Source organism: Amycolatopsis sp. NPDC104819 (assembly GCF_055583145.1).
On the sequence record NZ_JBVJON010000007.1, the window covers coordinates 410,048 to 431,951 of the forward strand.

Here is a 21,904-nt window from a genome sequence, read left to right on the forward strand (position 1 = left end):
TTTTCCCGACGGGAATTGGCGGGAATTCCCGCACCCTCTCGGGAGGCTACCGAGGCCCGAGGGCCGTCCCCACCCCTAAGCGCCCCTAGCTTCCGCCGGTCCGATGAGGGGCTGGACCTGCTGATGAGGCCCTCCGCCCACCCCTATCCGGGGTTAGGGGTGGCCGCCGCCGACCGGCCATTCCTATATTCGGACCATCTTGGCGCCTTCCCATTCCACCGAAAGGACGGGCCGATGCCGGCGAAACTCTTTGCCGCGGACTCGGTGCAGACCCTCGACGAGTTCGAGCTGCGCGCACTGGGCGTGGCCGACGCGCTGGGCGCGCGGGGACTGCTGCCCGGGCACCGCGTGCTGCTCAAGGCCGGCAACTCCGCCGGGTACGTCACCACGCTGTTCGCGCTGATGCACCTCGGCGCGTCGATCGTGCTGGTCGATCCGCAGGAGAAACCGCAGCAGACCCAGGAGATCCTCGACCGCGCGGACGTCCGGCTGTCCATCGTGGACGACGACGCCCCGCTGCCGGACGGGCAGAACCCCGTTTACCTCTACGAACTCCTCGCCGACGCCGTGCCGGCGCAGCCCGGCGAACGGCTGTCCTTCGAGCGCTGGTGCGAGCTACCGGACAGCATCATCATGTGGTCGTCCGGCTCCACCGGCTCGCCGAAGGGCATCGTCAAGAACGGCGCCCGGTTCCTCAAGAACATGCAGCGCAACGCCGACCAGGTCGGGCACCGGCCGGACGACGTCCTGCTGCCGCTGCTGCCGTTTTCGCACCAGTACGGCATCTCGATGGTGATGATCGCGTGGCTGACGCGCTGTTCGCTGGTGATCGCCCCCTACCGCCGGCTCGACCGCGCGCTGCGGATGGCGGGCCAGTGCGGCGCGACCGTCGTGGACGCCGCCCCGACCACCTACCAGAGCATGCTGAACATCGTGCGCAAGCGCCCCGAGGCCCGGGCCGCGCTGGCGAAGGTCCGGATGTTCTGCAGCGGCGCCGCGCCGCTGGACTCCCCCGTCGTCGCCGAGTACGAGGCCGAGTTCGGGATGACCCTGCTGGACAGCTACGGCAGCACCGAGCTGGGCAACCTCGCCTTCGCGACGCTGGACAACCCGGTCGGCACCGGCCAGGTGATGGCCGGCATCGGCGTGAAGGTCGTCGACGACGACGGCCGCGAGGTCGCCGCCGGGGAGATCGGCGAGGTGGTCATCGACTGCCCGGACATGCTGACGTCGCTGCTCGGCGCGGACGGGACGATCACCCCGGTCGAGCAGGGCTGGTACCCCACCGGCGACTTCGGGCACCTCGACGAGCACGGGAACCTGTTCATCGCGGGCCGCAAGGCCGCCGTGCACCGCATGGGGTACACGCTGCACCCCGAGATCATCGAGCGGAAGGTCGCCGCGCACGGCTGCAGCACCCGCATCATCTCGCTGCCCGACGAGCGCAAGGGCGCCCAGCTCGTGTTCTTCGTCGCCGACCCGGACCAGCGCGAAAGCGGTTACTGGCGCGACCGGATCGCCGAGGTGCTGCCCGCCTACGAGCAGCCGAACCGCGTGGTCGTCGTCGACCAGTTCCCGGTCAACCGCAACGGGAAGCCGGACAAGAAGCGGATGGAAGAGCTCGCCGAGGCCGGTGCGGGGGCATGAGCGGCACCGCACTCGTCTTCCCCGGCATGGCGCCGGGCAAGTTCGCGGAGCTGACCAAGTTCCTCGTGATCAACGCCGACGCCCGCCGCCGGGTCGCGGAGGCCGACGAGGTCGTCGGATACTCCATTTTGGACGCCTACGCCGAAGCGGACGACGACTACTCCCCCGCGGCACAGCTGGCGTTCCTGGTCAGCTGCGTCGCCCTCGCGGACTCGCTCGCCTTCCGGCCCGACGTCGTCACCGGTGTGAGCTTCGGGCAGAAGGCCGCCGCGGTCCACTCCGGCGCACTGTCCTTCGCCGACGCGGTGCGCCTGACCGCGATCCAGGCGGACTGCGAGGCGGAGTATTTCGCTTCCCAGCACCAAGACGTCGTCACGCACACCGTGATGCGCGTTCCCGACGCGGGCTGGCGGACGGTGCTCGGCGAGCTGTCGTGGCACGAGATCTCGGGAGTCGTCGACGACGGTTTCCACATGGTCTCGCTGCGCGAAGGCGAGCTCGACGAGTTCATCCGCCGGATCGGCACGGTGGGCGGTTATTCGCTGTACACGATGCGGCCCCCGGTGCACGCGCCCGCGTTCGGCGAGCTGCGCCGCCGGGCCGCCGCGGCCGCGTTCGACGGCTGCCCGCTGCGCGACCCGGAGATCCCGCTGGTGACCGACCAGGACGGCGCCGTCGTCCGCACGGCCGCCGAGGTGCGCACGATGCTGCTGGACACCTTCGACCGGCCGATCGACTGGCCGTCGGTCACCGCGTCGCTGCACCGGCTCGACGTCACCGAGCTGCACTTCTGCGGCACCGATAACCTCTTCAGCCGGGTGCCCCTCACCAAGGCGTTCAAGGTCGTGGCGCACAACCCGAAGCTGGCGCTGAAGCCCCGCCGGGAAGCCGTTCCCGCCGGCTGAGCACCCGGTCGCGGTGGCTCCCCCGACGTCACCGCGCCCGGGGTTCCCGCTCCAGCCCGTGCTGCACGGCGTACCGCACCGCCTCGACGCGGTTGCGGACGCCGATCTTCGCAAACGCGTTGTTGATGTGCGTTTTCACCGTCGCCTCGCCGATGAACAGCTCGGCGGCGATCTTCCCGTTGCTCAGCCCCGCGGCGATCAGGCCGAGCACTTCGGCCTCGCGCGCGGTGAGCCCGTCGGGCAGGCCTTCCTTGTGCGGCACGGCTTTCGGCGCGCCCTGGCCGCCGGAGTCGAACAGCGCGCTGACCACCTGGCGCGAGACGTCCGCGCCGAACGTCAGCTGGCCCGCGACGACGGACCGCAGCGCGGACCCGATCTCCCCGCGGCCGGCTTCCTTCGTCAGGTACCCGCGCGCGCCCGCGGCGAGCGCGCCGGCGATCGACTCGTCGTCCGAATAGGTCGTCAGCACCACCACGGCGACGTCCGGGTGCTCCTGGGTGATGCGCTTGGTCGCCTCGACCCCGCTCAGCACCGGCATGTTCAGGTCCATCAGCACGACGTCGAGCCGCTCGAGCCGGCCGACCAGGTCGAGCGCCTCCGCGCCGTTCGCCGCCGAGCCGACCACCTCGACGTCGTCGAGCAGGCTCATCAGCGCGACCAGGCCTTCCCGCACGACCTGCTGGTCGTCGACCACGATCACCTTGATCGTCTGCGGCTCACCCATGATCCCCTCCGTTGTGCGCGGGTTCCGGAACTTCCGCGACCACCTGCCACGCCCCCGGTTCGGCCCCGGCGCTGAGCCGGCCGCCCACCTGGGCGAGCCGTTCCCGCATCCCGGTCACGCCGAAACCCTTCCCCGCACGCGGTTCGCCGGACAGCGGGTTGCGGACGGTGAGGCGGATCGACCCCGGTTCGCACCCCAGCACGACGGTCACCGGCGCGCCGGGCGCGTGTTTCGCGGCGTTCGTCAGCGCTTCCCGGGCCGTCGCCACGAGGCAGGCTACCACCGCGAAAGCGGGCGCCCGGAGGTCGCCTTCGGTGCGAAAGGACACTTCGGCCGCGTTCATCTTGCTGTGCCGCTGCGCCAGATCCGCCAGCGCCCGGTCGAGCGGCGGGACGTCGGCGCGCAGCGCGGCGACGGCGTTGCGCGCCTCGGCGAGACCGTCCACGGCCAGCCGCCGCGAGACCAGGATCCGTTCCAGCGCCTGGCCGTCCTCGTTCTTCTCCATCAGCGCCTCGGCGAGCTCGAGCTGCACGACAAGCGCGCCAAGGGAATTCGCCAGCACGTCGTGGATTTCGCGGGCGATCCGGGTGCGCTCGTCCAGCGCCGCGGCGCGCGCCTGCTCGGCCTGAGCGCGGGTCGTCTGCTCCAGCAGCGCCCGGGTCTGGGCCAGGTGGAGCCGGTACTGCCGGCGGTTGAGCCCGAACAGCAGGATGATCACCAGGCCGAGCGGGTTGCCGAGCGTCTCGCCGGCCCCGACGTCGGCGAGCAGGCCGCCCAGCACGCACAACGCGATGTCGGCGCACCCGGTCGCGACGATCACCCGGACGCGCAGGGTGGTCAGCGCGGCGAACCGGCCGAGCATCACCACGCCGATGACCAGCGCGGAGGTGTCCGAAGCCAGGCTGATCACCGGCGCCACGACGGTGGCTCCCGCGGCGAGCAGCACCGCGGCCGTCCGCGGCAGCCGGTCGTGGGCGAGCACGAACCCCACCCAGCACGCGGCGGCCGCGCCGTAGGCCGCCCACACGAACGACTGGGTCTCCCCGGTGGTCAGCAGCGTCGCCAGGATCACGACGGATCCCAGCAGCTGCACCACCAGCCAGCCCGGCGCCACGTTCTCGGGGAGCCTGAGGCCGCGGAGCACCTTGTCCATGACCAGCAGTCTGCCGCATCACCGGCCGCCGGGCCCCCCGTGGTGGGGCAGAGTAGGGGTTGCCGGTTTTTCGGCGCCGCGCTTACCCTTGGGCGGTGAAGATCGCCTGCTGGGAGGCCGTGCAGGACGGCGTCTCACCTTCCCGGCTGCGCGCCGCCGCCGAGCGGGCCGCGGCAGCCGGTGCGGCGGTGCTCGTCACGCCCGAACTGTCCGGCACCGGGTACCTGACCGACGCGCGGCGCCTGCGTTCCCTCGCCGAACCGCTCGGCGGGCCGTACTGCGCGGCGGTCTCCGCGATCGCCGCCGAAACCGGGATCGCGATCGTGCACGGCTGGCCCGAAGCCGACGGTGACCGCGTGTACAACACCGCCCGGCTCGTGGGGCGCGCCGGTGAGACCCTGCTGAGCTACCGCAAGAGCCACCTCTACGGCCCGGTCGAGCGCGCCGCGTTCGACCCCGGTGACGACGGTGTGGTCCAGGCCGAGTTCGAGGGCCTCATGCTGGGCGTGCTGATCTGCTACGACGTCGAATTCCCCGAAGCGGTGCGCGCGCACGCGCTGGCCGGGACGCAGCTGCTGCTCGTGCCGACCGCGCTGATGGAGCCGTGCGAGTTCGTCGCGACCGGGCTCGTGCCGGCCCGCGCGTTCGAAAACCAGCTGTTCATCGCCTACGCCAACTGGACCGGACGCGGGCAGGGCCTCACCTACTGCGGGCTGAGCCGGGTCGTCGGCCCGGACGGGCGCGTGCTCAGCGGTGACGGCGAGCTGCGGATCGCCGAAATCGACCTCTCCGAGATCCCGAAGGCCCGCGAGCTCAGCCCCTACCTGGCCGACCGCCGGCCGGACCTGTTCGCCGGATAGTCCACTGTGGACGTCCGGCTGTCCGTTCTGGACACTTCGCCGATCGTGGCCGGCTCGAGCGCCCGCGAGGCCCTCACGAACACCGTCGACCTCGCCGTGCTGGCCGACGAGCTGGGGTACCACCGCTACTGGGTGCCGGAGCACCACGGGATGCGCGGGGTGGCGAGCTGCGCGCCCGCCGTCGTCGCCGGCCGGCTCGCGGCCGCGACGCACCGCATCCGGGCCGGCGCGGGCGGCGTGCTGCTGCCGAACCACCCGCCGATCGTGGTGGCGGAGCAGTTCGGCACGCTGACGGCGTTCCACCCCGGCCGGATCGACCTCGGCCTCGGCCGGGCGCCCGGCGGTCCCCCGGCCGCGGTGGACCTCGTCCGCGGCGGCCGCGCCACCCCGGGCTTCCGCGAGCAGGTCGAGGAGCTGCTCGGGTACTTCGACCGGCCGGGCCCGGCGGTCCCGGCGGCCGGAAACGCCCCGGACGTCTGGTTGCTGGGAACGTCCGCGGCCAGCGCGCGGCTCGCCGGGCAGCTCGGGCTGGCCTACGCCTACGCCCACCACCTCAACCCGGACGACGCGGCCGAGGCGACGGAGACGTACCGCTCGGCGTTCCGGCCGGTTCGCATTCCGGCGCCGGTGACGCTGGTCAGCGTGTCCGTGATCGCGGCCGAGACCGACGCTCGCGCCGAACGGCTCGCCCGGCCGACCCGGGTGAAGGTCCTTCGGCGGCTTCGCGGTGAACGCATCCTGTTGCCGAGTCCCGAGGAAGCCGCGGCCCACGAGCCCGCCGACCTCGCCGACCGGCTCTTCACGGGCTCGCCGTCGACGGTGCTGGACCAGCTGCGGGCCGTCGTCGCCGAGACGAGCGCCGACGAGCTGATGGTGACCACCCCGGTGCACGGCCACCTCGACCGGCGGCGGTCGTACGAGCTCCTCGCGCGTCACATCGGGACCGCCTGATTCGTCAGGCTGGTGACGGAGGAGAGGAACCGTGGACGACGCCGTCCAGGAGACCTGGCTGCGGCTCGCCCGCACCGACCCCACCGCGGTGGCGAACCTGGGCGGCTGGCTGACCACTGTGACCGGCCGGATCTGCCTGGACGTGCTGCGCTCCCGCCGCACGCGCCGCGAGGAGCCCCTCGAGACGCACGTGCCGGACCCGGACGTCACGGCCGAGCGGCTGGCGTTCGTCCTGCACGACATGTTCGGCGTGCCGTTCGGGGAGATCGCGGCAATCGCCGGGCGAACGCCGTCGGCCATCACTCAGCTGGCCAGCCGGGCCCGCCGCCGGGTGCGCGGGGCCGCCCGGCGACCTCTCGGCGCAACGCGAGGTCGTCGAGGCGTTCCTGGCGGCGTCGCAGGCCGGCGACTTCGAGGCGCTGGTCGCCGTGCTCGACCCGGACGTGGTGCTGCGCGCGGACGCGGGCACGGCGTCGAAGCTGGTCCGCGGCGCGCGGACGGTGACCCGTGGTCGTCAACGGCCAGGCCGGGCAGCCGGTGGCGGTGTTCGGCCCGACGGTCCGCGGCGGCCGCATCGTGGAGATCACCATCGTGGCCGACCCGGCCCGCATCGCGGCGCTCGGCCTGACCTGAGCAGAATGACCGCGTGCTGACCCCCGAAAGAGTGAAGACCCACTGGTGGGGCGCAGCTCTCGTGGTGGCGGCGGTGGCCGTGGCGGCGTTCTCGCCGAGCGTCGTCGGCGGCATGTTCGGCGTGGTGCCGATCCTGGTGTGGTGCGGGCTCGCGCCGTCGCGGCGGACGGGCATCGTCGTCGGGCTGGTCCTGCTCGCGCTGCTGGCGTGGTTCGTGGTGCCGCGCGCGCTGAACCTCGCCGGGCGGTGGCCGGCCGGACGCGAGATCTTCTGGCTCCACCCGATCCTGGCGGCGGTGGTCTGCGCGATCGGCGCGCGGCGCGGCGGCGCCCGGCTGGCGCTCCTGGTAGGCGCCGGGGTCTTCCTGACGGGTGCCGCCTGGGTTGTCGGCCTGGAGGCGGCGGCCGGGGACGAAGGCGTCCTGCCCGCGCCCGCGCAGCTGCGGATCCAGGAGGACTACAGCTGCGGTTCCGGCGGCTGCTGGCGGGTCCTGACGGCGACCGGCGAGCGCGCCCCGGACGTCATGCGCGAGCACCTCGCGGCCGTGAACTTCACCCCGCCGGCCGACCCGGAGCGCACCGAAATCTGCCGGACGAACGGGCTCGTGGTCAGCCACGAGGTGTGCGCCCGGCTGACCACCCTGGCGCCGGACGCCGTCCGCGTGGAGTGGTACGTGAACTGAGCTGCGGCGCGGCGGCCGGCCCCGCCCCGGCCCCGCTCACCCCGCAGGGTTCCGGCAAAGTCGTCATGAATGACTCATTCATGACCTCTGACGAGGTGAATGAGTCATTCACGACATCGCAGCGGCCCGCCGGTCACGTCCGCCCCGACTTTGCCGGAACCCTGCGCTCACCCCGGGGCGACCGCCCGCCCGGTCTGCGGCGAGATCATGCCCGCGCACAGCCCGCGGCTCGCCAGGACCTGCGCGATCCGCGGGATGGCCGCCCGGGTGTTGGCGGGCCACTCGTGCATCAGGATGACCTGGCCGTTGGTGAGCCGGGCGTTGGCCTGGACGATGGCGTCCACGCTCGCGCCGTTCCAGTCCTGCGAATCGACGTCCCAGATGATCTGGCGGAGGCCGTACTTGGCTTCCACTGCCTGCAGTGTCCCGTTGGTTTCCCCGTAGGGCGGGCGGAACAGCTTGGGTGTGCCGCCGCCCGCGGCCGCGATCGCCTGCTGCGTCCGGGAGATCTCGGAGTCCATTTGGGACTGGCTCTGCTGGGTGAGGTGCGGGTGGGTGTAACTGTGGTTGCCGACCCACATCCCGGCGCTCACCTGCGCCCGCACCTGAGCCGGGTACGCGGCGGCGTACTGGCCCTCGTTGAACATGGTCGCCCGCAACCCGTTCTGGCGCAATGCGTTGAGCAACGCGGGTGTGTTAGCAGTGGACGGTCCGTCGTCGAAGGTGAGACCGACGTAGCCGGTGCAAGCCGCGGCGTGCGCTTCGGCGCCCATGACGCTCCCTGTGACGACGAGGGCGGTGACCAGCGCCGTGATCCATGGCCGCACGGGTCAGCCCACCGTCAGGTTCGAGTTGCCGCTGCTCTGGTAGCCCTCGGTCGCGAGGATCATGTAGTAGGAGAAGTTCCCCAGCCGCATGCCGTAGCGCGCCCAGGCGTCGAAGTGGTTGCCGGTGGTGATGGTGCCGCCGGTCTTCTTCTGCTGCCGCACGGACCAGTACTGGTTGAAGGTCCGGGTCCCCTCGACGGACGGCGCGTTGTAGCGCGTCGTCTGGTAGACGTCGTAGGTGCCGCCGTCACTGGTGACGGTGCCCTTGTAGGTGCCGGTGGGCCGGTAGGTGCCCCAGTTGTCGACGACGTAGTACTCGACGAGCGGGTTGGACGTCCAGCCGTAGAGCGCGAGATAGCCGTTGCCGGAGGGGTTGAAACTGCCGGAGTAGTTGACGTTCCGCCGGCTCCCGTTGCTCCATCCCTTGCCGGCGACGAAGTTCCCGGTGTTGCTCCAGTTCATCCGGTAGTTGCCACCGGAGCCGAGCGTCATGGCGGTGGAGCCACCACCATCGGTCCAGAACGAGTAGTAGTAACCGTTGTTGTTCCCGGTCTGGTTGGTGGTGACGACGGTATCGGCCCGGGCAACCCCGGGCACCAAGGCGGCGGCCAGCGCCAGGGCGGCGCACACCTTGAACCGGTTCCTGGTGAGCATGCTTCCTCCTCGTCGAGGCTGCGGGAATGGCGAAAGCATGCGATCGCGGGAGTGGGGTGGGCAATAACTTTCGGAAAGTTTCGGGAGTACGGAAGGGTTTCCCGATGATCAGGCCCGGTACCGCCGCCGGGCGACCGTCGCCTTGACCAGCCGCATCCACGCGGTCGCCGGCCGGTCCCCGCCCCCGACGTCGAGGGGCCGGTAGACACCCGGACGGCTGGCCTCGGCGTGCCGGACGACTTCGTCGAAGAACCAGTCCGACACGATCACCGCGAGCACGGCCGCGGTCCCCGCGAGCGCCTGCTTGAGCACGGGCGCGTCGAGCAGCCGTTGCGCGTGCAGGATCGACGACCCGGTGACACCGTGCTCGTCGTAGCTCACCTCACCGGCGTGCAAGGCGAGCCGGAGCCGGATGCGTTCCTGAACGGGATGCGCGGCATTGTGGGCGACGAGCTCCTCGGCGAGGGCGCCGAGGAGCCGGTCACCGAACAGCGTCTTGGAGATCTCCGCGGGAGCGAGCACGAGCACGCCGTCCCCCAGGTCGGCATGCCGGCACCCGGCCCACGGAATGCCGGCGGCGGCAAAGGCGCGTTCGATCGACTTGTAGACACCCCGCCGGACACGGACCTTGTTCGGGTTGGTCCGGCTGTACCGCCCGAAGCCTTCGACGTCGACGACCACGAGAGTGCAGTGCGCGGTGTTGAGCCCGAGACTGCCGCGCCAATCGACCGCGCCCACCCCGCGAACGGGGGCGATCCCGATGGCCCCGGGGGCGTGTCCGGGCCGTGGCCGGCTGTGCGTCCGCCCGCCGGGCCGCGACGCGGGCGGCCTGGTCGTCTCGGGATCGGACATCATCGTTCCCTTCGGCAACGACGGCGCATCAGCCGATCGGGCGCGCGTCTTCGGGCGTGTCGCGGCGTGCTGATGTCTATCCTCAGGTTAGGCAACCGAACACAACACCACTACCGCACTGGTCGCACCGTTCGGTTACCGTAACCAAGTACGCCCCCTCGCAGCTGCGTCTGCGCGTGCAGAAGGAGCCGACGTTGTCAGCGCCGTCGTCGCCGGTCGTTGCCTCATGGGAACTCGCTCTGCGCCTGAAGCGGCGGCGAGACCAGCTGGGCGTCGAAGTCAAGACCATCACCGACACGCTGGGCTTCTCCCGCAACTACTGGTCCGCGGTCGAGAACGAGCGCAAGATCCTTTCACCGGAGAGTCTCGCGCGGATCATCGAACTGTTCGAGTTCGACGCCGAGGAGAAGCAGGAGCTCCTCGCCTTGCGCGCGGCCGCCAAGGAACGCGGCTGGTGGACGCGGTATTCAGCGCTCTTCGACAACGAGATCCAGCGGCTCTACGGACTGGAACAAGGCGCGCGGAGCATCAGGGACTACGAGAACCTGCTCATCCCGGGACTACTGCAGACCGCCGACTACATCCGGGGCATCATGCTGCCCGACGTGACCATGCGGCCCGTCGAAGTCGACCAGCGGGTGGAGGCCCGGCTGCGCCGGCAACGGCGGCTCACCGACAAGAGCGACCCGTTCAAGTTCACCGCGGTCATCAGTGAAGCGGCGCTCCGCCAGCAGATCGGCGGCCGGCAGGTGCTCCGAAACCAGCTCGTGCACCTCGCCACGTTGATCGAGCAGCACCCGGAGACACTCGACATTCGTGTCATCCCGTTCACCGCGACCGCATGCGGGCTCTTCGGCGGCGCGACGGTCGTCCTCATCGACTTCGACAACCCGCAGCTGCCCACACTGGCCTGGCAGGAAACCGTCACCACCTGGGGGATCATCGACGATTCGACACAAGTGAGAAATCTGACCACCACCTACGAGGACGCCTATCGGCGAGCCCTCGACAAGAGCCGATCACTGAAGATGATCCAGCATCACACCAAGGAACTCGATTGACCATCAAGATGACGTCCGCGGCGAGCCACAGCAGCTGGTTCACGAGCAGCTATTCTAACGCCGGCGGAAGCTGCGTGGAGGCCCGGTTCGCACCCGGCTCCGCCTTCGTGCGGGACAGCAAAGACCGCCGTCCCGACTCGCCCTTCATCGAGTTCCCCCCGACCGCGTGGACAACGTTCTTGCGGGTCGTGACACCGGAGGAAGCCTGACGTCAACCAGATGAGGCGCGGAGATGGAGGCGGCCGGGACCCTCCATCCCCCGCGTGAACCCCTGGCCCCCGGCACCCGAAACCCCACTCGCCAAAAGCGAGGTAACCGGAAGGACTCATCAACGATAGGTAAGACCATTGGACGCAAAAAATCGACACAGCGATTCGCCCGGAAACGGCGGATGGTTCAAGAGCAGCTACTCCAACGCAAGCGCGAGTTGTGTCGAAGCAAAACTGACATCTGACGCGGTTTATGTGCGCGACAGCAAGGACAGTGAGACCGGGGCAAGGGTCATCGAGTTCCCGCCGAGCGCATGGTCGTCTTTCGTAGTCGCCGTAACGTGACACGGTGATCGCTGAGGCGAAGAAGTAGAGGGTGATGAGGGCGTCGGCGCAGATCGCCCTCATCACTAAACTGCGTTTTCATCCGCCCACGGCCGGTCGCCGGCATCGCCCGGCCCCAGCAGCCGGATCCAGCCCCGGGCCGCGGTTTCCTTCTCCTGCACCAACACCGGCCGGAACCTGTCCGGCCGGCTCACCGGACTGTGCCGGATGATCTCGTCGTAAAACCAAGCCGACGCGATGACCACCAGATCCCCCACCGCACCGGCAAACGCGTCCCGCAGAACCCGAGACTGCAGCAGCCGGAACGTGTGCACGATCGCCGCCCCCGTCGTGCCGTGGTCGTCGTAACTCACCTCTCCCGCGTGCAACGCCGCCAGCAACCGGATTCGCTCGCCGCGCCGGAGCCCGGAATTGTGCTCGCTCAGCCCCGCCGTGAGCTCGGCCGGGACCAGCTCGCTGAACACCGCCTTCGGATACCCCGCCGGGACCAGGACGAGGACGCCGTCGCCGAGGTCCGTGCGGTGGCAGCCTTCCCACTCCACGCCGCAGGCGGTCAACGCCTGTTCCGCCAGCCGGTACAGCCCCGCCCGCAACGCCAGCCGCTGCACGTTCGTCCGGTCCGGGGCCGAAAAGCCGTCGATCACGAGCGCGAAGATGGTGTGGTGCACGGGATCCGCCACCGGCTCCGTCGCCGGGGGCGGCGAACCCCGCAGCCATCGCCACATCCGCATCGGGCCACCTCCCGCCGGGCCGGTCCTCCGGGACGATCGTGACCGCGGCTGGTTGACACTTCGGTTGCCGGTTGCTGGACAAATTCTTGACAGCCGCTTGACCTGCGCCGAAACCGCGCCGCCGGCGAGTTACGGTGCCAGCGGGGAGCGGGGGTGGACGAGGAAACCTGATGGAGTTCCGGATCCTGGGGCCCGTCGAGCTCCGGCTCGGTGACCGGAAGGCGACGCTCGGGCGGGCGAAGGAGCGATCGCTGCTCGGTGTCCTCATGCTCCACCACGGCAAGGTCGTCCACGTCCGCACCGTCATCGAGGCGCTCTGGGACGACAACCCGCCCGAGCACGCCCGCAAGGACCTCCAGGCCTACGTCAGCCGGCTGCGCGCGTCGCTGCGGGACTCCGGGGTTTCCGCGCGGATCGTCACCCGGCGCGCCGGGTACGAGTTCCTGCCCGAGGACGAAGAGCTCGACTACGCGCGCTTCAAGTCCCTCGTCCGCGACAGCGGCACCGCGCGGCGGGCGGGCCGGCTCGACGACGCCGCGGCCGCCCTCCGGGAAGCCATGGACCTCTGGCGGGGGCCCGCCGTCGAGGATCTCGGCACCGTTTGGATGGAGCAGAAGCGCGAAGACCTCGATCTCTACGACCGCGTCGCCGGGTACCAGGCCCTGTGCGCCGTCGAGCTCGAACGCGGCAACCACCGTGAGGTGCTGCAGATCCTCGACGTCGCCATGGTCGAGCACGAGTTCGACACCCAGTACATCGCCCAGCGGCTCGCCGCGCTCGACGGGCTCGGGCACTACGAAGAGTTCGACGCCTACTGGAAACAGGTTTACGACCGCTCCGCCCGCTCGTTCGGGACCGGGCCCGCGCGGGAGCTGCAGGAGCTGCACCGGCGGCTGCTGCAGTCGCGGGACCTGCTCGCGCCGGCCGACGAGCACCGCACGCAGGCCGCCCTTCGCGCGTTGCCGCCCGCGCAGCTGCCCTCGACGGTCAGCGAGTTCGTCGACCGCTCCGCCGACCTCGTGCGCCTCGACGACCTGTTCCTCCGCTCCCGGGTCGGCGGCTCGCCGTCGACGCTCATCGTCGCCGTCACCGGGCCGGCCGGGGTCGGCAAGACGGAGCTGGGCCTGCACTGGGCGCACCACGTCCGGGAGCAGTTCCCCCACGGCCAGCTGCACGCGGACCTCGCCGGGTACGGCAGCGGCGCGCCCCGCGACCCCGCCGACGTGCTGGCGGAGTTCCTCGACGCGCTGGGCGTCTCCGCGACGGCGTTGCCCGCGAGCCTGAGCGCCCGGACCGCGCTGCTGCGCACCCTCCTCGACGACCGCCGGATGCTGTTCTTCCTCGACAACGCCCGGGATTCCGGGCAGGTCGTGCCGCTGCTGCCGGGCAGCGCGCAGTGCGTCGTCGTGGTCACCAGCCGGTACCGGCTCAGCGACCTCGTCACCGGCCACGGCGCGTACCGGCTGGACGTCGGCCGCTTCGGGGCGGCCGAGACCGAGCAGCTGCTCGGCGGCCTGCTCCGCGACTCCGTGGCCGAGCTCCCCGATCCGGCGACGGCCGTCGCGCTCACCGGCGGCACCCCGCAGGCCATCCGCACGCTCGCCGAACTCCTTGCGGGCGGTGAAGAGCTGCCCGGCCCGGCCGAGCTGCTGCTGGCCGGCGAGCTGGCGTCGGGCACGATCCTGACGTCGCTGATGTGGTCGTACCACGCGCTCCGCCCGGCGGCCGCCCGCCTGTTCCGGTCGCTCGCGCTCCACGGCTCGCCCGGCCTCACGCTGCCCGCGGTGTGCGCGCTCGACGGCGCCGACGAGGAGACGACCCGCGGCGCGCTCGCTGGGCTCGGCGCGCTCTACCTGGTCGGCCGGCGCGACGGCCGGTTCGTGCTCGACGACCTCACGCGCGCGGCCGGGGCGCGGCTCGCGCTCGCCCACGACCCACCCGACGTCCGGCGGGAGGCCGAAGAGCGGCTGCTCGACTGGTACATCGCCCGGGTCTCGGACGTCGCCGAGGTGCTGGCACCCGCGCTGCGTCGCACCGCCGAGCTGCCCCAGGCCGGACGGCTGCCGGACTTTGCGGCCGCCCAAGCGTTTCTGGACGACGAAGCTGAGAGTTTGCGGGCCGCGATCCGCCGTGGCGCGTCCTCGTCCCGGGCGGTGACCTTGCTTCGGTTGCTGCGGCCCCATCTCGGTCCCGAGTGGCGTGAGACCGCCGAAGCCGTCCTGCTCGCGGCCCGGGCCGCCGGGAACCTCGACGCGGAAGGGCAGGCCTGGACGGCGTTGGCGCGGATCCACGACGACCCCGTCAAGACCGAGGAGGCGCTGCGGCTGGCGGACACGATCTTCGGCAACACCGGCAACCATCGCGACCGGTCGGAGGTGCTCCTGCTGCTCGCCCGCCACGCGGAAGACCCGGCCCACGCCGAGTCGTGCCTGCGCGAGGCGCTGGCGATCCAGGCCAGCTTGAACGAGCCGTCGCAGTCCGCGGCGGCGCACGGGGCGCTCGGCACGCACCTGCGTCTGCGCGGCCGCCGTCTCGAGGAGGCCGCGGAACACCTGAGCCAGGCGAAGATGCTTTACGAGGAGCTGGGCGACCACCGGCGGCACGCGGCCATGGCGCTGGAGCTCGGTCTGTTGAGCCGCCAGTCGGGCCGGACGGGCGAGGCGATCGGGTTCCTCACCGAAGCCGTCACCCTGCACGACCAGCACCCGGCCGACCACCACCAGACGCTGACGGCGCTGGTCGAGCTGAGCGAGGCCGGGTGTGACGCCGGTGAGCACACGGAGGTCCTGCTGAACGCGCGCAAGGCGCTGGGGATCTCCCGGTCGCCGACCGACCACAGGTGGGTGGTCCGCGCCCTGGTGGCATTGGTGCGTTCCCTGGCGGCGACGGGACGGCAGGCGGAGGCGTGGAACGAGTCCCGCCAGACGATCGCCCTGGTCACGGAGCCCGACGACCCGGTGCACGACCACGTCCGAGAGCAGTTCACCCGGCTCGGCCTGTGGCCGGCGGTCCACCCCTGAGTCCGGTTTCATCGAGATTTCATCAGCCCGGGCTAGCGTGCCGAGACCCCGGGCGCCGGCCGAGGGGGACGGCGCCCGGTTCCTCACTCCGGCAGCCCGATCGCCTCCACCGGCCGGGCCCGCAACGCCACCGACGTCGACAGCCCGATCGCCGCCATCCCCAGCAACACCGCTCCGCCGATGATTCCGAAATAGACGGACCACGGCCCCGACGGCAACGGGCTCCCCCGCAGCCCCACGTTCAGCAAACCCAGCGGCACCAACGCCACCAGCGTCCCCGCGACGACCGCGATCCCCACCGTCGCCACCGCCTCCAGGCGCATCATGCGGGTCACCTGGCGGCGGGTTGTCCCCACCAGCCGCAGCAACGCGAACTCGCGGCTCCGCTGCGCCGTCGTCAGGACCAGCGTGTTGGCCACCGAAATCGCCAGGTAGCCGACGATCACGCCCACCGCCACCAGATTCAGGTAGAACTGGGCCTCACTGCCGTCCGACGCCGTCGCCACCACCGCGGGCGCGAGCGTCAACCCCGGGTACAGCACCGAACGCACGGCCGTGGAAACCGTCGCCGGGTCCGCGTCCAGGGCTCGGCGGACCAGCAGCGAATCGTCCGGGCGGCCGCCGATGTGCTGGCGCGCCAGGGAAACCGGCAGCACGAAGTCGCCGAAGGCCATGTCGTGCGTGTACGTCGCCACCAGGCGCAGCTTCGCCGGGACGCCGTCGCTGAAGTAGAACTCGACCTCGTCGCCGATCTTCTTGTCCAGCCAGTTCGCTTCCGAACGGCTCAGCGCCACCGTCTCGCCGGTCAGGTCCGTCAGCCGGCCCGCGTCGACGCCCAGGTCGAGCGTGCCCCGGACCTGGTCGCCCGCCAGGCCCTGCGCCGGCTTCCGCTGGACGTCGAGGTCGTCGCCCATCGGGGTCGCCGTGAGCACCGACGTCCGCACCACCGGCGTCGCCGCCGCCACGCCCGGCACGCGGGCCACCAATGACGCCACTTCCGGGGAGACCCCGGCCGGGCCGCCGATCACGTAGTCGGCCGTCGTCGACCGCGCCGACTGCTCCGCCGCGGCCGCCGTGCTGGACGTCTGGCTGTAGAACGTCGCCAGTGCGAACGCCACCGCCAGCATCAGCGGGGTCACCGCCGCCGCGACGCGCCGCGTGTTTGCCTGTGTGTTCGCGCCCGCCAGGTAGCCGCTGATCCGCCAGACCCGCGCGAGCACCGGCGCCAGCACCCGCACCACCAGCCCGGTCACCTGCGGCCCCACCACCGCCAGCCCGATCACGACCACCAGCGTCGCCATCGTCGAGATCGCGGTCGCCACCTGGCCGTGCACGAACAGCGGCACCAGCGCGCCACCGAACCCGGCCAGCACCAGGCCCCAGCCGGTGGCCAGCCGGACGCGGCCGAGCGCACGCCGTTCCACCGACGCCTCCCCGAGCGCTTCCACCGGCCGGATCGACGACGGCCGCCGCGAAGCCGCCCACGCGGCCAGCCGGGCCGCGCCCAGGCCGAGCAGCAGCGCCGCGACCAGCGGGAGCGGGCCGATCGCCAGCCCGAAGTCCGCCGGGATGACACCGATCGCGGCGAACGCGTCGCGCAGCCCGGACGCCACCGCCAGCCCCAGCGCGCTGCCGAGCACCCCGGCGGCCAGCGCCACCAACGTCGTCTCGATGCCGATGAGCTTGCGGATCTGCTTCGGCGTCGCCGCGACCGCACGCAGCAGCGCGAACTCCCGCCGGCGCTGGTTGATCGTCAGCGCCAGCGTGCTCGCGACCACAAAAACCGCCACCAGCAAGGCAAAACCGCCGAACGAGCCGGCGATCGCCAGCAGCATCGTCCGCGTCTGGCTCACGTCGAGGAACTCGACGCTGCTGCGCTCGACCCCGGTGCTGACCTCGACGTGGTCCACGGCCGCGCGCACCCGCTCGGCCAGCGCGTCCGGCGCCACCCCCGGGTCGGCCAGCACGCCGATCGCGTGCGCCTGGCCCGGCCGCCCGGCCAGGTCCGCGGCGCGCTCCGGCGTGAAGAACAGCGCCGACTGCCGCGAAAGGCTGTCGACCACGCCGCTCACCTGGAACACCACCGGCGCCGACCGGGTGGTGACGCGCACCTGCCCGCCGACACCGACCCCGGCCTGGCTCGCCACCGCGGCGTCCAGCACGACTTCGTCCGGCGTCGCGGGCGCCCGGCCCGCGCTCAGCCGGAACGGCGCCAGCACGGCCGCGTCCCAGTTGTGGCCCAGCGACGACGGCCGGCCGAGCACCTGCCCGTCGGCGGTGACGACGTGCGCGGGAAAGCTCTGCTCCGCCACCGCGGCGCGGACGCCGGGCACCGCGGCGATCCGGCCGGCCAGCGCCGCCGGGACCGGCGGTTCTTCGGCCACCTGCTCGGCGGACAGCGCGTCGGCGCCGGGCGGCTGCACGCTCCGCTCGCCGCCGACGACGACCGCCGCGCCGGCGTACCGCTCGGTGGGGACGCCGGCGCGCAGGCCGGACTCCATGAGGATCCCGCAGGCCGCCACCAGCGCGGTGCCGCACAGGATCGCGATGAACGCGCCGGCGAAACCGCCGAGCCGGGTCCGGATCGCCTGCCAGGCCAGGGTCAGCACGGTCACCACTCCCCGAGGTGTGTCATGCGCTCCGCCACCCGCTCGGGCGTGGGGTGCGCGAGGTGCCCGGCCAGGCGGCCGTCGGCCAGGAACAGCACCCCGTGCGCCGCCGAGGCCGCGACCGGGTCGTGGGTCACCATCAGGACGGTCTGCCCCATTCCCTCGACGACGTCGCGGAGCAGGTCCAGCACCTGCCGCGCGGTGCGGGTGTCGAGGGCGCCGGTCGGCTCGTCGGCGAGCACGACGTCGGGGCGGGTGACGAGCGCCCGCGCGATCGCGACGCGCTGCTGCTGCCCGCCGGACAGCTCCGCCGGGCGGTGTTCGAGCCGCTTCGCGATCCCGACACCTTCGACGATCTCCCGCAGCCACCGCGGGTCCGGTTTGGTGCCGGCCAGCCGCATCGGCAGGGTGATGTTCTGCAGCACGTTCAGCGACGGCAGCAGGTTGTAGGCCTGGAAGACGAACCCGATCCGGGTGCGCCGCAGCCGCGTCAGCTCGCCTTCCTTCAGCCGGCCGATTTCGGTGCCGCCGAGCAGCACCCGCCCCGACGTCGGCCGGTCCAGGCCGGCCGCGCAGTGCAGGAAGGTGCTCTTGCCGGAGCCGGAAGGCCCCATCACGGCGGTGAACGTCCCCCGCGCGACACCCGCCGACACGCCGTCGAGCGCGGTCACGGCGCCGTCGCCGGAGCCGTACACCTTCCGCACCTCGGCCAGCTCCAGCGCATACGCTGTGGTCATCTTGGTCCCCTTCGTTGTGCCTGAAGGGAAAACTAGGTTCGCGGCGGCCGCCGATCGATCCCGTGGGGAGGTGGATCGGGGGTAGCGCCAGCACCACCACGGTGGTGGGGTGGGACACTCCCGTCGTGACGACCCGGCTGCGCGAGTGCTGGTCGGCGGCCCGGTTCCTCCTGGCCGGCGCCGGCACCTCGCTGCTGTCGGTCTTCGCCCTCGCCGGGCTGTTCGCGGTGCTGCTGCTGTGCCCGTTCGGCGTCGGGATCCCGTCGCTGGCCCCGGCGATCCGGCTGGCGCGCCGGCCCGTCGGGATCGACCGCCGCCGCGCCGCGCGCCGGCTCGGCGAGCTCGTTCCCGAGCCCTACCGGGACGGCTCCCCGCTGAAGGACCCGGCGACCCGCCGCGACGCCGCGTGGCTCGCGATCCACGCGGCGACCGGGATGTTCCTCGGCGCCTTGGCGATCGGACTGCCGCTGGGTGCGGTTCAGCAGGTCGTCACGGCGTTCGTCTGGCCGGCGGTGCCCGGCGGGCTCGAGGGGTCGGTCGGGATCGTCGTGAACTCCTGGCCGCGGGCCGGGCTGACGCTGCTGATCGGCGCCGCCTACGCCGCGTTGACGTTGCTGCTGCCACGGCTCGCGCGCTGGCAGGCCCGCACCGCGCGACGGCTGCTCGCCCCCGCTCCTGGGGTCGTCCTGGCCGACCGCGTCGCCGAACTGACCGCGACGCGCGCGGCCGCGCTGGAAGCGCACGGCGCCGAGCTGCGCCGCATCGAGCATGACCTGCACGACGGCACCCAGGCGCGGATCGCGGCGGTCGTGCTGCAGCTGGGCATCGCGGGACAGCTCTACGACCGCGACCCGGCGACGGTGCGCGACCTGCTGGTCAAGGCGCAGGACACCGCGACCGACGCGCTCGCCGAGCTGCGCACGGTCGTCCGCAGCATCCACCCGCCGCTGCTGACCGAGCGCGGCCTGGCCGGCGCGGTCCGCGCGCTCGGTGAACGCTCTCCGGTGCCGGTCGTGGTCGACGTCGAGTACGAAGCCGGCCGCCCGGCCGCGGTCGAGGCCGCCGCGTACTTCGTCGTGGCCGAGACGCTCGCCAACGTCACCAAGCACGCCGACGCGTCCCGGGTGGACATCACGCTCGGCGGCACCGCCGGTGTCCTGCGGCTGGTGGTCCGCGACGACGGCCGCGGCGGCGCCGACGAGTCCCGCGGCAGCGGCCTGGCCGGGATCCGGCGGCGCGCCGAGGCCTTCGACGGAACCCTCACCCTGACCAGCCCACCCGGTGGGCCGACCGTGCTGAAAGTGGAGCTGCCATGCGGGTCGTGATCGCCGAAGACGACGCTTTGCTGCGCGAAGGCCTGTCGCTGCTGCTGAAGACGGCGGGCATCGAGGTGCCCACGGCGTTCGACAACGCGGAGGACTTCCTCGCCTACCTCGAAACCGACCGCCCCGACGCCGTCGTGATGGACGTCCGGATGCCGCCGACGCACACGGACGAGGGCCTGCGCGCGGCCGTGCGGGCCCGCGAGATCCACCCGGCCCTGCCGGTGCTGGTGCTCTCCGCCCACGTCGAGACGAGCTACGCGGTCGAGCTCCTCGCGGACGGCGTCGGCGGGGTCGGGTACCTGCTGAAGGAGCGGGTCGGCAAGGTCGAGCGGTTCCTCGACGCCCTCGAGCGGGTCGCGAAGGGCGGCACGGCGATGGACCCCGAGGTGATCGGCCGGCTGATGGCCCGCCGCCGCGCGGCCGACCCGCTGGCGGCGTTGACCACACGGGAGCGCGAGGTGCTGGCGTTGATGGCCGAGGGCTACAACAACGGCACGATCGCCGAGCTGCTCGTGGTGAGTGACGGCGCGGTGCTGAAGCACATCCGGAACATCTTCGCGAAGCTGGGCTTACCGTCCGACGAGGGCGGGCACCGCCGGGTGCTGGCGGTGCTCGCCTACCTCGGCCGCGACGCGGGGTAGCGCCGGCACCACCCCCGATCCGGGTGCGCGCGGCATCGTTTCGCCCGCCGCGCGCTCCTAACGTTTCCGCCATGACCAACACCAACGCCCCGCCCGGACCGCGACGCCCGTCCTCCTCTGGCTGGCCCTCGTCCTCAGCGCCGCCGTCAACGCCGGCGGCCCCTCGTCGGCCTCGACTTCACGATCCGGATGATCGCCGGCGGTGTGGTGCTCGCCGCCGGCGCCGGACTGGTCACCTACTACGTCCGGCGCCGGAAGGCCTGAACCGTCAACGCGAGCAGCACCAGCACCGCCGCGGTCCACATCGGCGCGGCGCGGCCCGCACCGAGGACCGCGCCCGCCAGCAGCGGCCCCGCCGTCGCCCCGATGTTCAACGCCGCGGTCGCGTAGGACCCGCCCATCGTCGGGGCGCCGGTGGCCAGGTGCAGGATCCGCGTGATCACCGTGCCGCCGACCAGGAACGACAACGCTCCCTGCGTGAACGCGAGGCCGACCAGCGCCGCGGGCACCTCCGCGGTGAGGGCCAAGACGACCCACCCCGCGAGGAGCAGCCCACCGCCGAGCGTGATGACCCGCGAAGGCCACCGGTCGGCGAGCCGGCCCGCCGCCGTGACACCGGCGAAGCACCCGACGCCGAACGCGGCCAGCACCACCGGCACCGGCGCGACCCCGGCGGCCACCGGCGCCAGGTAGGTGAACACGCCGAACGTCGCCGCGTTGACCAGCGCGCCCAGCAGGAGCACCCCGGCCAGCGGACGGAGTTCGGCGAGCTCGGCACGCAGGTCCACCGGCGCGGTGGCCGCGGGCGTGCCGGCGATCCGCCAGACACCGGCGAAGGCCGGCAGGCACAGCGCGGCGACCACCCAGAACGCCGCCCGCCAGCCGAGCAGCGCGCCACCGGGGACCCCGGCCACACACGCCACCGTGGTGCCGCCGAGCAGGACGGCGAGCGCGCGGCCCTGCCGGTCCGGCGGCACGAGCCCGGCCGCGGCGGTCAGCGCGACGGCGAGGAAGCCCGCGTTGGCGACGGCGGCGACCAGCCGCGTCACGAGCAGGACGCCGAACGACGACGTCACCCCGCCCACGACGTGCATCACGACGAAGACGGCCAAGAAACCGAGCAGGGCGGTCCGCCGCGGCCACGCCCGCGCGAGCGCGGCCATCAGCGGCGCGCCGGCGACCATGCCGACGGCGAAGGCGGACGTCAGGTACCCCGCCTGCGCGAGGGAGACGCCGAAGCTGTCGGCGATGCCGGGCACCAGCCCGGCGAGCATGAATTCGGACGTGCCCGTGGCGAACACGGCCAGGGCGAGGAAGTACACGGAAAAAGGCACAGCG

20 protein-coding genes and 1 pseudogene are annotated in these 21,904 nt (G+C 72.2%); 12 read left to right on the forward strand and 9 right to left on the reverse strand.

Features of this window, described 5'->3' with window-relative positions:
* The first annotated feature begins 234 nt into the window (after nucleotides 1–234).
* Nucleotides 235–1,647: a class I adenylate-forming enzyme family protein gene (locus tag ACZ63E_RS24290; RefSeq protein ID WP_465338396.1), complete on the forward strand. Its 1,413-nt coding sequence runs from the start codon at nucleotides 235–237 to the stop codon at nucleotides 1,645–1,647.
* The gene (locus tag ACZ63E_RS24295) at nucleotides 1,644–2,552 is read left to right on the forward strand and encodes an ACP S-malonyltransferase (RefSeq protein WP_465338397.1); all 909 of its coding nucleotides are present in this window, start codon (nucleotides 1,644–1,646) and stop codon (nucleotides 2,550–2,552) included. Before ACZ63E_RS24290 ends, ACZ63E_RS24295 begins: the two co-directional genes overlap by 4 nt.
* Before the next feature lie 28 nt (nucleotides 2,553–2,580).
* Here ACZ63E_RS24295 and ACZ63E_RS24300 read toward each other — a convergent pair whose 3' ends face one another.
* Nucleotides 2,581–3,276, reverse strand: coding sequence for a response regulator (locus ACZ63E_RS24300; protein WP_465311544.1), 696 nt, complete (start codon nucleotides 3,274–3,276; stop codon nucleotides 2,581–2,583).
* A complete protein-coding gene (locus ACZ63E_RS24305; RefSeq protein WP_465338398.1) occupies nucleotides 3,269–4,429 on the reverse strand; it encodes a sensor histidine kinase in 1,161 nt (386 codons plus the stop codon). Before ACZ63E_RS24305 ends, ACZ63E_RS24300 begins: the two co-directional genes overlap by 8 nt.
* Nucleotides 4,430–4,524: 95 nt before the next feature.
* Between ACZ63E_RS24305 and ACZ63E_RS24310 the strand changes: the two genes are divergently transcribed.
* The 4 genes and pseudogenes from ACZ63E_RS24310 (at nucleotide 4,525) to ACZ63E_RS24325 (ending at nucleotide 7,555) form a co-directional block, all read left to right on the forward strand.
* Entirely contained in the window at nucleotides 4,525–5,289 is a 765-nt protein-coding gene (locus ACZ63E_RS24310) for a carbon-nitrogen hydrolase family protein (protein ID WP_465338399.1), read from the forward strand.
* A 6-nt stretch (nucleotides 5,290–5,295) separates the two neighbouring features.
* Nucleotides 5,296–6,240, forward strand: coding sequence for an LLM class flavin-dependent oxidoreductase (locus ACZ63E_RS24315; protein WP_465338400.1), 945 nt, complete (start codon nucleotides 5,296–5,298; stop codon nucleotides 6,238–6,240).
* A gap of 34 nt (nucleotides 6,241–6,274) precedes the next feature.
* A pseudogene (locus ACZ63E_RS24320) lies at nucleotides 6,275–6,873 on the forward strand (sigma factor-like helix-turn-helix DNA-binding protein); the annotation flags it as partial.
* A 13-nt stretch (nucleotides 6,874–6,886) separates the two neighbouring features.
* Nucleotides 6,887–7,555 (forward strand): hypothetical protein, encoded by a 669-nt coding sequence (locus ACZ63E_RS24325; protein WP_465338401.1) that lies wholly within the window; start codon nucleotides 6,887–6,889, stop codon nucleotides 7,553–7,555.
* Nucleotides 7,556–7,722: 167 nt separating this feature from the next.
* Here ACZ63E_RS24325 and ACZ63E_RS24330 read toward each other — a convergent pair whose 3' ends face one another.
* From ACZ63E_RS24330 to ACZ63E_RS24340, 3 genes are all read right to left on the reverse strand, one after another.
* Entirely contained in the window at nucleotides 7,723–8,382 is a 660-nt protein-coding gene (locus ACZ63E_RS24330; RefSeq protein WP_465338402.1) for a polysaccharide deacetylase family protein, read from the reverse strand.
* A 3-nt stretch (nucleotides 8,383–8,385) separates the two neighbouring features.
* Nucleotides 8,386–9,036, reverse strand: coding sequence for a glycoside hydrolase family 11 protein (locus ACZ63E_RS24335; protein ID WP_465338403.1), 651 nt, complete (start codon nucleotides 9,034–9,036; stop codon nucleotides 8,386–8,388).
* A 108-nt stretch (nucleotides 9,037–9,144) separates the two neighbouring features.
* On the reverse strand, nucleotides 9,145–9,774 hold the full coding sequence (locus tag ACZ63E_RS24340; protein ID WP_465338404.1) for a hypothetical protein: 630 nt from the start codon (nucleotides 9,772–9,774) through the stop codon (nucleotides 9,145–9,147).
* A gap of 290 nt (nucleotides 9,775–10,064) precedes the next feature.
* On the opposite strand from ACZ63E_RS24340, the gene ACZ63E_RS24345 reads away from it, so the two are divergent.
* The 3 genes from ACZ63E_RS24345 to ACZ63E_RS24355 all read left to right on the forward strand — a co-directional run bounded on the left by ACZ63E_RS24345 (nucleotide 10,065) and on the right by ACZ63E_RS24355 (nucleotide 11,503).
* Nucleotides 10,065–10,949: a Scr1 family TA system antitoxin-like transcriptional regulator gene (locus tag ACZ63E_RS24345; protein WP_465338405.1), complete on the forward strand. Its 885-nt coding sequence runs from the start codon at nucleotides 10,065–10,067 to the stop codon at nucleotides 10,947–10,949.
* Nucleotides 10,950–10,957: 8 nt separating this feature from the next.
* Nucleotides 10,958–11,158, forward strand: a complete 201-nt coding sequence (locus ACZ63E_RS24350; protein WP_465338586.1) for a DUF397 domain-containing protein — start codon at nucleotides 10,958–10,960, stop codon at nucleotides 11,156–11,158.
* Between the two features lie 138 nt (nucleotides 11,159–11,296).
* Nucleotides 11,297–11,503, forward strand: coding sequence for a DUF397 domain-containing protein (locus ACZ63E_RS24355; RefSeq protein ID WP_465338406.1), 207 nt, complete (start codon nucleotides 11,297–11,299; stop codon nucleotides 11,501–11,503).
* A 65-nt stretch (nucleotides 11,504–11,568) separates the two neighbouring features.
* On the opposite strand, the gene ACZ63E_RS24360 is transcribed toward ACZ63E_RS24355, so the two are convergent.
* Nucleotides 11,569–12,234 (reverse strand): hypothetical protein, encoded by a 666-nt coding sequence (locus ACZ63E_RS24360; RefSeq protein ID WP_465338407.1) that lies wholly within the window; start codon nucleotides 12,232–12,234, stop codon nucleotides 11,569–11,571.
* 170 nt (nucleotides 12,235–12,404) lie between these two features.
* Between ACZ63E_RS24360 and ACZ63E_RS24365 the strand changes: the two genes are divergently transcribed.
* Nucleotides 12,405–15,254, forward strand: coding sequence for an AfsR/SARP family transcriptional regulator (locus ACZ63E_RS24365; protein WP_465338408.1), 2,850 nt, complete (start codon nucleotides 12,405–12,407; stop codon nucleotides 15,252–15,254).
* A gap of 83 nt (nucleotides 15,255–15,337) precedes the next feature.
* Here ACZ63E_RS24365 and ACZ63E_RS24370 read toward each other — a convergent pair whose 3' ends face one another.
* Nucleotides 15,338–17,872 carry an ABC transporter permease gene (locus ACZ63E_RS24370; RefSeq protein ID WP_465338409.1) on the reverse strand — a complete coding sequence of 845 codons (2,535 nt, stop codon included), beginning with the start codon at nucleotides 17,870–17,872 and terminating at the stop codon, nucleotides 15,338–15,340.
* Nucleotides 17,866–18,600 carry an ABC transporter ATP-binding protein gene (locus ACZ63E_RS24375; RefSeq protein WP_465338410.1) on the reverse strand — a complete coding sequence of 245 codons (735 nt, stop codon included), beginning with the start codon at nucleotides 18,598–18,600 and terminating at the stop codon, nucleotides 17,866–17,868. The genes ACZ63E_RS24370 and ACZ63E_RS24375 overlap by 7 nt, the downstream gene beginning before the upstream one ends.
* A 125-nt stretch (nucleotides 18,601–18,725) precedes the next feature.
* On the opposite strand from ACZ63E_RS24375, the gene ACZ63E_RS24380 reads away from it, so the two are divergent.
* Together ACZ63E_RS24380 and ACZ63E_RS24385 are read left to right on the forward strand one after the other, a co-directional pair.
* Complete coding sequence (locus tag ACZ63E_RS24380; protein ID WP_465338411.1) at nucleotides 18,726–19,925, forward strand: sensor histidine kinase; 1,200 nt, start codon at nucleotides 18,726–18,728, stop codon at nucleotides 19,923–19,925.
* Complete coding sequence (locus ACZ63E_RS24385) at nucleotides 19,913–20,566, forward strand: response regulator (protein ID WP_465338412.1); 654 nt, start codon at nucleotides 19,913–19,915, stop codon at nucleotides 20,564–20,566. Before ACZ63E_RS24380 ends, ACZ63E_RS24385 begins: the two co-directional genes overlap by 13 nt.
* Before the next feature lie 239 nt (nucleotides 20,567–20,805).
* On the opposite strand, the gene ACZ63E_RS24390 is transcribed toward ACZ63E_RS24385, so the two are convergent.
* Nucleotides 20,806–21,900, reverse strand: a complete 1,095-nt coding sequence (locus tag ACZ63E_RS24390; RefSeq protein WP_465338413.1) for a Cmx/CmrA family chloramphenicol efflux MFS transporter — start codon at nucleotides 21,898–21,900, stop codon at nucleotides 20,806–20,808.
* Nucleotides 21,901–21,904 lie beyond the last annotated feature (4 nt).